Here is a 14,400-nt window from a genome sequence, read left to right on the forward strand (position 1 = left end):
GCTCCTCAGGCCATTCCGAAGTTGTTGTCAAGAAGGTCGAACAGCTCGTCGGCGCTGGCCGAGCCGAGTGCGTCGGCGTCCGCCGGTCCGGTCTCCGGCGCGCTGCGCCGGGCCCAGGTCCGTACGAGGTTCTGCAGCCGCGCGCCGATCTCGTCGGCGCCCCGGGCGCGGGGATCGGCGGCCGTCAGGGCCGCCTCCAGCGCCTGGAGTTCGGCCAGCGCGGGGGCGGTGGGCCCGGCCCCGTCGTACAGGCCCTCGTAGAGGTGGTCGGCGAGGGCGGTGGGGGTGGGATGGTCGAACACGACGGTCGCGGCGATGGGTACGCCGGTCGCCGTGCGCAGCCGGTTGCGGAACCGCACGGCGAGCATCGAGTCGAACCCGACGGCGGAGAACGCCTGGTCGGCCGGGACGGCCTGACGGCCGGTGTGTCCGAGGACGGCGGCGGCGTGGTCGCACACCAGGTCCAGCAGCAGACGGCGCCGGGCGGGTTCGTCCAACGGTGCGAGTCGGCCGACGAGTTCGGCGGCCGCGGCGGCCGACTCGTCGGCGGCCTCGCCGGTGCCGCCCTGGGCCGGGGCCGCCTCGGGGAGTTCGCTGAGCAGCCGCAGCGCGCGCGGGTCGGGCACTGCGGCCACGATGCGGTCCCAGCGGACGTCGGCGAGGATCGCGGCCGGTTCGTCGTGGTCCAGCGCCTCTTGCAGGGCCGCTACGACCGTGTCCGTGCTCAGCGGGCCTTCCGCCGCCTCGGTTCCGGCGGGCGCGGGTTCCTGGCCGCCGAGGGCGAGGGTGACGCAGTGGTACCCCTGGTCGCGGCGGCCGCGTGCCAGTCCTTCCAGGGCGGCGTACGCGCTGGTGGCGGCGCCCCGGCGGGCGGCCCCCCAGACGCCGCTCAGCGGGAACAGCGCGGCGAGGGCGACGGAGTGCGGGGCCGGGTGGCCGTCGAGCAGCGCGTCGAGGTCCGTCACGGGGCCGAGGGTGGAACGCAGGGTGCCGTCCAGGTCCTCGGGGGTGAGTTCGGCGAGCGAGGCACCGGGGTCGTGGGCGTGGGCGAGGTGGACGACGGCGGTCAGGGGCGGGTCGGCCACCAGTGCGGCCACCGCTTCCCGGTCGGTGGGGCCGTGTCCGGTGACGGTCAACTCGGCGCCCAGCTCGGCGAGTTCGTCGCGCAGGGCCGCCACGGCTTCCTGATCCACGGCCAAGTCGCCGTGCGGGGCTGCCGCGCCCGTCCGATCCACGCTCCGGTCTCCGGCCAGGACGACACGAACGGCGCCTCGCCGGGCCAGCCAGCGGGCGATGTCCGCGCCCAGGGTCTCGGTGTCACCGGTGATCAGGGCGGTGCCCCCGGCCGGGGTCCAGTCGCGGCCCGCCGACGCGTCGGGGGCCGGGGCGTGGACGAGGCGGCGTGCGTGGCCGCCGGTGGGCCGTACGGCGAGGTGGTCCTCCTCGTAGCCGCCGGCGAGGAGCGCGGCGAGGCGGCGCACCTCGTCGGGGCCGGGGCTAGGCGGCAGGTCGGCGATACCGCCCCAGCGCCGTGGCTGCTCCAGGCCGACGACCCGGCCGAGCCCCCACAGCTGGGCCCCGCCCGGCCGGGCGAGCCGCTCGTCGGGGTGGACGGCGACGGCGCCGCCGGTCACGCACCACAGCGGGGCGTCGAGCCCCAGGGCGTCCAGGGCCTTGAGCAGTTCGAGGGTGGCGGCGGTTCCGGCGAGCACCAAAGACCCGTCGGCGGCCGCGCGTTCGTCCAGGGCGAGCAGGGACAGCACACCGGCGGCCGGGATCGGCGCGTCCGCGACGGCGTCGGCGACGTCCTGTGCCGTCCGGGCCGCGTCGCCCGCGTCCACGGTGACGGTGCGGGCCCGCGCGCCGCCGAGCCGCAACGCGTCCTGGCACGCGCCGACGAGCGGGGCGTCGGCGTGCTGCTTCGGTACGACGAGGAGCCAGTCGCCGTCGAGCGGCACGGCGGGCGGGTCGGCCACCGGCTGCCAGCGGACGCGATAGCCGAGGGACCGTACGGCGTCCTGGTCGAGCCGGGCGCGGCGCCAGCCGGACAGTACCGGCAGCACCTCGCGCAGCGCGGGGGCGAAGCCTTCCGGTGTGGCGTCGGCGTCCGCGCCGAGGGCGGCGGCCAGTCCGGCAGGGTCGGCGCTGTCCACGGCGGCCCAGAAGCGGTCCTGTACGACGTCGGTACCTGCCGTCGCCGGGGCGGTCCGGCCGGGGGTGGGCAGCCAGAAACGGGTCCGCTGGAAGGCGTAGGTGGGCAGGGGGACAGGGCGGGCGCCGGGCGCGGCCCGGTCCAGGACGTCCGGCCAGTCCACCTCGGCTCCGGTGGTCCAGGCCTCGGCGAGCGAGGCGAGGAACCGCGCGGGGCCGCCGTCGTCGCGGCGCAGCGTCCCGACGGCGGTGACGGTCCGGCCCGCCCTTTCCGCGGTTCCCTCGACTCCGGCGGTGAGGACGGGGTGCGGGCTCGTCTCGACGAAGAGGTCGAACCCGGCGTCGAGCAGACGGTCGGTGGCGCGCACGAACTGAACGGGTTCGCGCAGGTTCCGGTACCAGTAGTCCGCGGTCAGCAGCGCCCCGTCGACGGGCTCGCCGGTCACCGTGGAGTACAGCGGAGTCTCGCCCGTGCGCGGCCGTACGTCGGCCAGGGCGGCGAGCAGGTCGTCGCGGACCCGGGCCACCTGGGCCGAGTGCGCCGCGTAGTCGACCGGGATGCGCCGGGCCCGTACCCCGTCGGTCTCGCAGGCCGCGAGGAGGTCCGCGAGCGCCTCCGGTTCGCCGGCCACCACCACCGCGTCGGGGCCGTTCACGGCGGCCACGCAGACGCGGTCGCCGTGGGGTGTCAGCAGGGCTCGGGCCCGCTCCTCGGAGACGGCGAGGGACACCATGCCACCGGCCCCCGCCAGCGCCACGAGGGCCCGGCTGCGCAACGCGACGACCTTGGCACCGTCCTCCAGGGACAGCGCCCCCGCCACCACCGCAGCCGCGATCTCACCCTGACTGTGCCCGACGACGGCCGACGGCTCGACACCGTACGACCGCCACAGCGCGGCCGACGACACCATCACGGCCCACAGCGCGGGCTGGACCACGTCCACCCGGTCCAGCGAGGGCGCGTCGGGCTCGTCGCGCAGCACACCGGTCAACGACCAGTCCACGTACGGCGACAGGGCACGCTCGCACTCCGCGATCCGCTCCGCGAACACCGGGGCGGAGTCCAGCAGCCCCACGGCCATGCCCGCCCACTGCGAGCCCTGGCCGGGGAAGACGAAGACGGTACGGCCACCGCCGCGGGCGTGTCCCTCGACGGCGCCGGACGCGGCCGCCCGGTCGGCGAAGTCGGCCAGGGCGTCCAGCAGTTCCGTACGGCTGGTTCCGACGACGACGGCCCGGTGCGGGAAGGAGGACCTGGTGGTCGCCAACGCGTGGGCCACGTCGGCCGGTTCCAGGTCCGGCCGCGCGGTCAGATGGGCGTGCAGGCGCGCGGCCTGCTCGCGCAGGGCCGCCTGGGAGCGGGCGGAGAGGAGCCAGGGCAGCGCGGTGGCCGGGCGCGGGCCTCGGCTGTCGGTGTCCTGCGGGGCGGCTGCCGCCGGGAGGGCCGTCTTCGAGGTCGCTTCCGAGCCCGTCCCCGGGGTCGCCTCCTCCAGGACGACATGGGCGTTGGTGCCGCTCATGCCGAACGCGGAGACTCCGGCGCGGCGGGGCCGGTCGGGGGTCTCCCAGGGGCGGGCCCGGTCGAGGAGTCGGACGGCTCCACCGGACCAGTCGACGCGGGTGGTGGGGTCGTCGGCGTGCAGGGTCCTGGGCAGCGTTGCGTGACGCATGGCCAGGACGGTCTTCATCAGTCCGGCCACGCCCGCCGCGGCCTGGGTGTGGCCGAGGTTGGACTTCAGCGAGCCCAGCCAGAGCGGCCGGTCCGCCGGGCGGTCCTGCCCGTAGGTGGCCAGCAGCGCCTGCGCCTCGATGGGGTCGCCGAGGACGGTGCCGGTGCCGTGCGCCTCGACCAGGTCGACGTCGGCGGTGGAGAGGCCCGCGTTGGCGAGTGCCTGGCGGATCACCCGTTGCTGGGCGAGGCCGTTGGGGGCGGTGAGGCCGTTGCTGGCGCCGTCCTGGTTGACCGCCGTACCCCGGACGACGGCGAGGACGGGGTGGCCGAGGCGCCGGGCGTCGGAGAGTCGCTCGACCAGGATCATGCCGGCGCCCTCGCCCCAGCCTGTGCCGTCGGCGCCGTCGGCGAACGAGCGGCAGTGGCCGTCGGGCGAGAGGCCGCCCTGCTTGCTGAACTCGACGAAGACGTCCGGGGCGGCCATCACGGCGGCGCCGCCGACGAGCGCGAAGGAGCAGTCGCCGGAGCGCAGCGCCTGGCCGGCGAGGTGCAGGGCGACCAGTGAGGAGGAGCAGGCCGTGTCGAGGGTGACCGCCGGGCCCTCGATGCCGAGCGTGTAGGCGATCCTGCCGGACGCCACGCTGGTGACGTTGCCGCTGAGGAGATGTCCTTCGACTCCGTCGGACGGTGTGCCGGGACCGGTGCCGTACCCCTGGGAGGCGACGCCGACGAAGACTCCGCCCCGGCTGCCGCGGACCGACAGCGGGTCGATCCCGGCCCGTTCGAGGACTTCCCAGGAGGTCTCCAGGAGCAGCCGCTGCTGCGGGTCCATGGCCAGCGCCTCACGGGGCGAGATCCCGAAGAAGCCGGCGTCGAAGTCGCCCGCCCCGTCGAGGAATCCGCCGCCGGAGGTGTAGAAGGTGCCGGGCCGGCCAGGGTCGGGGTCGTACAGCGCGTCCAGGTCCCAGCCGCGGTCGGCAGGGAAGGCGCCGATGGCGTCCACCTCGTCGGCGACCAGCCGCCACAGGTCCTCCGGGGTGCGCACCCCGGCGGGGAAGCGGCAGGCCATCGCGACCACGGCGAGGGGATCGTCGGCGGTCGTGGGCAGAGGCGCGGGGGTGTCCGGGCCGGTGGCGGGCTGTGCGGTGCCCGCGAGGCCGTCACGGATGTGCCGGGCGAGGTCGGTCGCCGTGGGGTGGTCGAAGAGCGCGGTGACGGGCAGGCCGAATCCGGTGCCGGTGACGAGGCGGTTGCGCAGTTCGACGGCCGTGATGGAGTCGAAGCCGATGTCGCGCAGCGGGCGGTCGGGGTCGACCCGCTCGGCCGAGGTGTGGCCGAGGATCGCCGCCGCCTCGGTGGTGATCAGTTCGACGAGGAGCCGGTTGCCTTCGGCCTCGGGCAGGGCCGTGAGCCGGTCGCGCCACTGGCCGGCCTGGTCCGTCGGTGCGGCCGAGGTGTTCTCGGACGGCGCCGCCGCGAACGCCTCGGCGGCTTCGGGCAGCGTCTGTAGCAGCCTGCTGGGGCGCCCGGAGGTGAAGACCGGGACGAACCGCCCCCAGTCCACGTCGGCGACGACCACATGGGTGTCCCCCGCGTCCAGCGCCTGGCGGAGCGCGGTCAGCGCCTCCTCGGGCCGCAGGCCGACGAGGCCGTGGCGGCGCAGCCCGGCGCCGGCGTCGCCGTCGGCCATGCCGGTGCCCTCCCAGGGGCCCCAGGCGACGGAGACCGCGGTGCGCCCGAGGGCCCTGCGCCGGGCGGCGAGGGCGTCCAGGTGCGCGTTGGCGGCGGCGTACGCGGCCTGGCCGCCGCTGCCCCAGGTGCCAGCGATGGAGGAGAACAGGACGAAGGCGTCGAGCGGTTCGTCGGCGAGGAGTTCGTCGAGGTGGTCGGCGCCGTCGGCCTTGGCGGCCAGTTCCGCGTGGAGCCGTTCGGGTGTGCAGTGCTCGGTGCGGGTGTCGGAGACGGTGCCCGCAGCGTGGAAGACCGCGCGCGGGGTGTCCCCGGCCGCCCGGAGCCGCTCGACGAGCGCGGTGGCTTCGGCACGGTCGGCGATGTCGCAGGCGGCCACGGTGACCCGGGCACCGGACTGTTCCAGCTCGGCGATGAGCGTCGCCGCCCCGGGCGCGGCGGGCCCCTGCCGCCCGGCCAGCACCAGATGCCCGGCCCCTTCCCGGGCCAGCCAGCGGGCGACGTGCCGACCGATTCCGCCGGTGCCTCCGGTGACCAGGACGGTTCCGTGGGGGCGCCAGCCGGTGGGGGACGGTACGGCGTCGTCGGAGGCGACGCGGCCTTTCACAGCGGGGGCGCCTTCCGCAGGGGCCGGTGCGTCCTCCTCGACAGCGGGTGCGCCCGCGCCGGCAGCCTGGGTGCCCTCCGTGACGCGAGGAGCCGGGACCAGCCGCCGACCGAGCAGGCCGGACGGGCGGACGGCGATCTGGTCCTCTCCCGCGAGCCCGGTGGTGGTGTCGGCGTCGCCCGCAGCCCCCAGGCACGCGCACAGCCCGCGCAGTGCCGCGGGGTCGAGCCGCTCGGGCAGGTCGATCAGTCCGCCCCAGCGGTCGGGGTGTTCCAGGGCGGCGACCCTGCCCAGTCCCCACACGCGGGCCTGGGCGGGTGACGGCGGCGTGTCCATGCCGCCGCCCGCCCGGACCGCGCCGGAGGTCACGCACCACAGGCGGGCCCGGCTGCCGGTGTCCCCGAGGGCCTGGAGGAGGGTCAGGGTGAGGGCGAGCCCCGCGCCGAGCGGCGCGTGGTCCGGGTCGGGGCGGTCGGTCAGGGCAAGCAGGGAGAGCACTCCGGTGGCCCCGGCCGGGAGCATCCCGGCCAGCTCCGCGCGCCCGACGCCGACGCCGACCCGGATGACGGACGTCTCGGCGCCATGCTCCGCGAGGGCCCGCTCGACGGCGTCGGAAGTCTCCGTGACGGCGGGGTCGTCCGGCACCGCGAGGAGCCATGTGCCGGACAACCGGGTGCGGGCGGGCACCGCCAGGGGCTGCCAGTCGACGCGGTACCGGTGCCGGGCGGCGGCGGACTCGTCGTCCCGGCGCGAGCGCCAGGCGGACAGCGCGGGCAGTACGTCACCCAGCGGCGCCTCTTCGTCGAGGCCCAGCAGCGAGGCGACCGACGGGACGTCGGCCGTGCCGACGAGGTCCCAGAAGGCGTCGGAGCCGTCCGTACCGCTCGTGCTCCTGCCTTCGGCCGGGCGCGGCCAGAACCGCTCGTGCTGGAAGGGGTAGGTGGGCAGGTCGACATGGCGGTCCGGCGCGTCCCCGCGACCGGCGGACCAGTCGACGGGGACCGCGCGGACGTGGAGCCGGGCCAGGGCCGCGACGACCGATGCCGCCTCCGGTTGCTGCTTGGGCAGCAGGGGGATCGCCGCCACGCCGGGCGCCCCGGGGGTGTCCTCCGGGAGGCAGGCCGGTACCAGGGCGGAGAGCACCCCGCCCGGCCCGGCCTCCAGGAAGGTCGTCGCGCCCTCGGCCACCAGATGCCGTACGCCGTCCATGAACCGCACGGTGCCGCGCACGTGCCGCACCCAGTACTCCGGGGAGCACAACTCGGCGGCGGAGGCGGGCTCACCGGTCAGGTCGGAGATCACGGGGATCCGGGGCTCGGCGTACGACAGGCCCTCGGCCACCTCCCGGAAGGCGTCGAGCATGCCGTCCATCCGGGCGGAGTGGAACGCGTGGCTCACGGTGAGCCGCCGGGTCCGGCGCCCCTGGCGGCGGAACTCCTCGGCCGCGCCGAGTACGGCGTCCTCGTCGCCGCTGATCACGGTGGCCGTCGGGCCGTTGACGGCCGCGATGCCGACCGTGCCGTCGTCGGCGAGGGCGCCGAGGACGCGGAGCACCTCGTCCTCACCGGCCTCGACCGCCACCATGGCGCCGCCTTCGGGCAGTTCGTCCATCAGACGGCCGCGGGCGGCGACCAGGGCGCAGGCGTCGGGCAGGTCCAGCACGCCGGCGACGTGCGCGGCGGCCAGTTCGCCGACCGAGTGGCCGATCAGGACGTCCGGGGCGACCCCCCAGTGGCCCAGCAGCCGGAACAGCGCCACTTCCAGGGCGAACAGCGCGGGCTGGGTGTACCGGGTACGGTTCAGCAGCAGGGCCTGCTCGGTGCCCTCGGCGGCGAACAGGAGGTCGCGCAGCGGGAGGTCGAGGTGCGGGGCGAGGTGGGTCAGTACGTCGTCCAGGGCGTCGGCGAACACCGGCTCGTCGCGGTACAGCGCGGCTCCGGCGGCGGCCCGCTGGCTGCCCTGCCCGGGGAAGAGCAGCACGGTGCGTCCGGGCGCCGCGAGCCCGGTGACCAGTTCCGGCGCGGGTGTTCCGGTGGCCAGCGCCGCCAGGGCACGGCGCGCGGCCGTCTCGTCGTGCCCTGGCACGGCTGCCCGGTGCTCCAGCGCGGCCCGGCCACGGGCGAGGGCCAGGGCGACGTCGGGCAGCGGGGTGCCGGGGTGCGTGTCGAGGTGGTCGAGCAGCCGGGCGGCCTGGGCGCGGAGCGCGGCGGGGGTACGGGCGGAGAGGAGCAGTGGCAGTGTCCTGGCCGGAGGCGTGTGCGTGCCGGCCTCCGCACCGCCCGCGGACGGGTCCGAGGCCTCCCGCTGATCCTCACCGGAGACAGGCGCCTGCTCCACGATCACGTGTGCGTTGGTCCCGCTGATGCCGAACGACGAGACTCCGGCCCGGCGCGGCCGGCGCGTCTCCGGCCACGGGGTGGGCTCGGTGAGCAGCCGCAGACCCGCGGTGTCCCAGTCGATGTGCGTGCTGGGTTCGTCGGCGTGCAGGGTGCGGGGCAGTTCGGCGTGGCGGATGGCGAGCACCATCTTGATGACGCCCGCGACGCCGGCGGCCGCCTGGGTGTGGCCGATGTTGGACTTGACCGACCCCAGCCACAGCGGCCCCTCGGCCGACCGCCCGGTGCCGTACACGGCCTGGAGGGCCTGGGCCTCGATGGGGTCGCCGAGCCGGGTGCCGGTGCCGTGGGCCTCGACGGCGTCGATCTCGGCGGCCGTGACCCGGGCGTCGGTGAGCGCGGCCCGGATGACCCGCTGCTGTGCGGGTCCGTTGGGTGCGGTGAGGCCGTTGCTGGCGCCGTCCTGGTTGACGGCGGTGCCGCTGAGCACCGCGAGCACCCGGTGGCCCTGGCGGCGGGCGTCCGAGAGTCGCTCCAGGAGGAGCATGCCGACGCCCTCGGCCCAGCCGGTGCCGTCGGCGGAGGCGGCGAACGCCTTGCAGCGGCCGTCCGGGGCCAATCCACGCTGGCGGCTGAACTCGACGAACAGCTTGGGTGTGGTCATGAGGGTGACGCCCCCGGCGAGGGCCTGCGCGCATTCGCCGCGGCGCAGCGCCTGCGCGGCCAGGTGCAGGGTCACCAGCGACGAGGAGCACGCGGTGTCCACGGTCAGGGCGGGGCCGTCGAGGCCCAGTTCGTAGGAGATCCGGCCGGACATGACGCTGGCGGTGTTGCCGGTCATGACGTGTCCCTCGGACACACCGGGCGCGCCGTCGAGGACGCCGGGGTAGTCCTGGCCGTTGGTGCCGACGAACACGCCGACCGGGCGTCCGCGCAGTGCGGTCGGGTCGATGCCAGCGTGTTCGACGGTCTCCCAGCAGGTCTCCAGGAGGAGCCGCTGCTGCGGGTCCATGGCCAGTGCCTCGCGGGGCGAGATCCCGAAGAAGGCGGCGTCGAAGCCCCCTGCGTCGTGCAGGAATCCGCCGCGTCGGCTGTATGTGGTGCCGGGCCGGTCCGGGTCAGGGTCGTAGAGGCCCTCGGTGTCCCAGCCCCGGTCCAGTGGCCAGTCCGCGATGACGTCCCGTCCCTCGGAGAGCAGCTGCCAGTAGGCGTCCGGGCCGTGCACGGCGCCGGGGAAGCGGCAGCCGATGCCGATGATGGCGATCGGGTCGTCGTCGGCCGGCCTCGCGGGGAGGGCGGCGGGGCCCTGGGAAGGCTGTGTGTCCGGGCCGGACGGGGCGAGTTCGGCGAGGAGGTGGGCGGCGAGTGCCTGCGGTGTCGGGTGGTCGAAGAGCAGGGTGGTGGGCAGCCTCAGTCCGGTGGCCGTGCCGAGGCGGTTGCGGAGTTCCACCGCGGTGAGGGAGTCGAAGCCGAGTTCGGCGAAGGCGCGGCCGGGGGCGATGTCGGTGGCGGACCGGTGGCGCAGCACCGTCGCGGCGTGGGTGCGGACGAGGTCGGTGATGTGGCGGGACCGCTCGGCGGCCGGAAGCGCGGCGAGCTGCCCACCCACCTGTCCTTCCTGTTCGGCCCGCTCCGGTATGCGCGCGTCGGGAGCGACGGCGCCCGGCAGGCCGCTCAGCAGTGCCGTGGAGCGCAGGCCTACGGCCTCGCGGTAGCGCTGCCAGTCCACGTCGGCGACGACGCAGAGTTCGTCGCGGTCCGCGAGGGCGGCGGTCATGGCGCGCACGGCCGCCCGGGGTTCCATGGGGCTGATGCCGAGGCGGCGCAGCCGGTCGGCGATCCCGTCGTCGACCATGCCGCCGCCCGCCCAGGCGCCCCAGGCGACGGAGGTGCCCGGCAGTCCGGCGGCCCGGCGTTCGGCGACGAGGGCGTCGAGCGCTGCGTTGGCGGCGGCGTAGTTGCCCTGGCCCGCGCTGCCGAGGACGCCCATGAAGGAGGAGAACACGACGAAGTCGGTCAGGCCGAGGCCGTCGGTGACCTCGTGCAGTGCGCGGGCGGCGGTGACCTTGACGCGCATCAGGGTGGCGAGCCGTGTCGGGTCGAGGGCGTCGAGGGTGCCGTCGTCGAGGACGCCGGCGGCGTGGACGACCGTGGTGAGCGGCTCCTCTGCGGGGATCGCGGCGACGACGGCCGCCAGTTCCGCGCGGTCGGCGGCGTCGCAGGCGGCGATGGTCACCCGCGCGCCGAGCGCGGTGAGTTCGGCGCGCAGGTCGTCCGCGCCGGGGGCCGCCGGTCCGCGACGGCTGAGCAGCAACAGGTGGGCCGCTCCCTGTCCGGCCAGCTCCCGGGCGACCTGGGCGCCGACGCCGCCGGTGCCGCCGGTGATCAGTACGGTGCCGCCGGGGACTCGGTCGGCCGCCCGACCACCGGGCTTCACCGGCAGCAGACGGCGGCCGTACACACCGGCGGAACGCACGGCGACCTGGTCCTCGTCGGCGACGGCGGCGAGGACCGCGCAGAGCCGGCCCCCCGCCCGCTCGTCCAGTACGTCGGGCAGGTCGACGAGGCCGCCCCAGCTGTCGGGCCGTTCCAGCGCGACCGTCCGGCCCAGTCCGGCGACCGCGGCCTGCACGCTCGCTCCCGGCCGCTCGCCACCGCCCACGGCGGCCAGGCCACGGGTGGCGCACCACAGCGGGGCGTCCGTCCCGGTGTCGCCGAGCGCCTGGACCAGGGCGAGGGTCAGGGAGAGCCCGGCGGGCACGTCGGGGTGGGCGGGGTGCGGGCGGACCTCCTCGGCCAGCAGCGAGAGCACGCCGGCCACGGGCTCCTCGGCCGACGCGGCACGCAGGGCGGCGGCGAGCGATTCCCGGTCCTGGTCGGGGGCGGAGACGACGACGGGCACCGCTTCCGCCCCGGCCGCCGTCAGCGCGGCCAGTACGTCGGCGCCGCCACCGCTGTCCGGCGCCGGAAGCGCGACGAGCCACCGCCCGGACAGCGCCACCGGGTGGGCCGGCGTCAGCGGGCGCCAGCCCACCCGGTGGCGCCAGCTGTCGGCTCGCTGCCCCCGTATCCGCTCGGAGCGCCACGCGGTCAGGGCGGGCAGTACCTCGCCCACCGCGTCCGGGTCGACGCCCAGGGCGTCGGCGAGGGCAGCGGAGTCCTGGTTCTCGATCTCCTGCCACAGCGTGTCGTCGGCCGGGGCGGCGGAGTCCGACGCCTGCGGCGTCTCCAGCCAGTAGCGGCGGCGCTGGAACGGATAGGTGGGCAGGTCCACCAGCCGGGCGCCGGTGTCAGCGAAGGCCGGCTTCCAGTCGACGGGGAGTCCGCGTACGAAGGCCTCGCCGAGCGCGTGGTGCAGGCGCCGCAGGCCCCCCTCGCCGCGCCGGAGCGTACCGAGTACGACGGCGTCGTGTCCCGTCTCCTGGACGGTCTCCTCGATGCCCATGGTGAGCACCGGGTGCGGGCTGACCTCGATGAACCCGGTGTAGCCGGACTCCGCGAGCGCGCGGACGGACGGCGCGAACGCCACGGTGGCCCGCAGGTTGCGGTACCAGTACTCGGCGTCCATGGTCGCGGTGTCCAGCCAGCCGCCGCCCTCCACCGTGGAGTACAGCGGCACTTGGGCGGCGGTCGGCCGGAGTCCGGCCAGGGCTTCCAGGAGCGCCCCGCGTATCTCCTCCACATGGGCGGAGTGCGAGGCGTAGTCCACGTCGATGCGCCGGGCCCGTACGCCCTCGGCCTCACAGTCCGTCAGCAACGCGGCCAGAGCGTCGGGGTCGCCGGACACCACCGCGGCGGAAGGGGCGTTGACGGCGGCGATCGACAGCCCTGGGCGGTCGGCGAGGAGGTCCGTCAGACGGTCGTGCGGGAGGGCCACGGAGACCATGCCGCCGCGTCCTGCGAGGACCCCCAGCGCCTGGCTGCGCAGGGCCACGACCTTGGCCCCGTCCTCCAGGGACAGCGCACCCGCCACCACGGCGGCGGCGATCTCCCCCTGCGAGTGCCCCACGACGGCGTCCGGCACGACGCCGAACGACCGCCAGACCTCCGCCAGCGACACCATCACCGCGAACAGCGCCGGCTGCACCACGTCCACGCGATCCCAGGCACTGCCCGACCGCACGGCGTCGAGCAACGACCAGTCCACGAAGGGAGCCAGTGCCCGCTCGCACTCCTCCATCCGCGCCGCGAACACCGGCGACTCGTCCAGCAACTCCCGCGCCATACCCGCCCATTGCGAGCCCTGCCCGGGGAAGACGAACACGACCGGTCCGGTGGCGGAAGCCTCGCCCTCCGCCACGTCCGCGCCGGGCGCACCGGCTGCCAGCGCCGCGAGCCCCTCCTCCACCGTCCGCCGGTCCCCGCCGACGACCGCACGGTGGTCGAACAGCGAACGGGACGTGAGGAGGGAGTAGCCGAGGTCGCGGGCGGCGGGCCCGTCGGCGTCCCGAAGGAGCGGCAGCAGACGGCGTGCCTGGTCGCGCAGCGCGTCCGGGGTGCGGGCGGAGAGCACCAGCGGCACGGGGAACGTGTCGGGGACGGAGTCGACGGGCGCGGCGGGCGGTGCCTCCTCCAGGATGAGGTGGGCATTGGTCCCACTGATCCCGAACGACGACACCCCGGCCCGCCGAGGACGCCCCTCGACCGCCTCCCACTCCCGCTGCTCCGTCAGCAGCTCAACCCCACCCGAGTCCCAGTCGACGAGCGGCGTCGGCTCATCCACGTGCAAGGTCCGCGGCAGCGCACCTTCCTGAAGAGCCATCACCATCTTGATCACACCGGCCACACCCGCAGCCGCCTGCACATGCCCGATGTTGGACTTCAACGACCCCAGCCACAACGGCCGTTCATCGTCCCGGCCCTGCCCGTAGGTGGCCAGCAGCGCCTGCGCCTCGATCGGGTCCCCGAGCCGGGTCCCCGTGCCATGCGCCTCCACGACATCGACGTCACCCGTAGTCACCCCGGCCGACGACAGCGCCGCCCGGATCACCCTCTCCTGCGCCGGCCCACTCGGCGCGGTCAGCCCATTGCTGGCCCCGTCCTGGTTCACCGCGCTGCCGCGCACCACCGCCAGCACCCGATGACCATTGCGCCGGGCATCGGACAACCGCTCCAGGACCAGGAGCCCGACCCCCTCGGCCCAGCCCGTGCCCTCAGCCGACGCCGCGAAGGACCGGCAGCGACCGTCCGCCGACAGCCCCCGCTGCCGCGAGAACTCCACGAACGTCCCAGGCGACGACATCACCGTCACCCCACCCGCCAACGCCAGCGAACACTCCCCCGCCCGCAACGACGACGCAGCCAGATGGATAGCCACCAACGACGACGAACACGCCGTATCCACCGTCACCGCAGGACCCTCAAGCCCCAACGAAAACGCCACCCGACCCGACAACACGCTTCCCGCGCCGCCCGTCAGCCGCTGGCCGTCGACGCCTCCGGCGGGTATGTGCAGTGCGGGTCCGTAGTCGTGGTACATGATTCCGGCGAAGACGCCGGTGCGGCTGCCGCGCAACGCGTGCGGATCGATACCCGCCCGCTCCACCGCCTCCCACGACGCCTCCAACAACAACCGCTGCTGCGGATCCATCGCCAACGCCTCACGCGGCGAAATCCCGAAGAACTCCGCATCGAACTCCGCCGCCTCATGCAAAAACCCACCATGACGCGTGTACGACGTCCCCGGCCGATCCGGATCAGGGTCGTACAACCCCTCCACGTCCCAGCCCCGGTCCACCGGAAACTCCGACACACCCTCCCGCCCCGACGCCACCAACTCCCACAACTCCGCAGGCGAACCCACCCCACCCGGCAACCGGCACGCCATCCCCACCACCGCCACCGGCTCCCCCACACCGGCCTGGAGTTGCCGGTTCTCGCGGCGCAGCCGGGCGGTTTCCTTGAGGGCGTCCCTGAGTGCCGCCACGACGGTCGCGTCGGGGGCG

At 75.5% G+C, this 14,400-nt stretch carries 1 protein-coding gene; it reads right to left on the minus strand.

From position 1 onward, the window contains the following. Positions 1-5 precede the first annotated feature (5 nt). Positions 6-14,381, minus strand: a complete 14,376-nt coding sequence (locus SGFS_RS06885) for a type I polyketide synthase (RefSeq protein ID WP_286248500.1) — start codon at positions 14,379-14,381, stop codon at positions 6-8. Positions 14,382-14,400: the final 19 nt, after the last annotated feature.

Origin of the sequence: Streptomyces graminofaciens, from assembly GCF_030294945.1 — a bacterium.
In the GTDB taxonomy this organism is placed as follows: Bacteria; Actinomycetota; Actinomycetes; order Streptomycetales; family Streptomycetaceae; genus Streptomyces; species Streptomyces graminofaciens.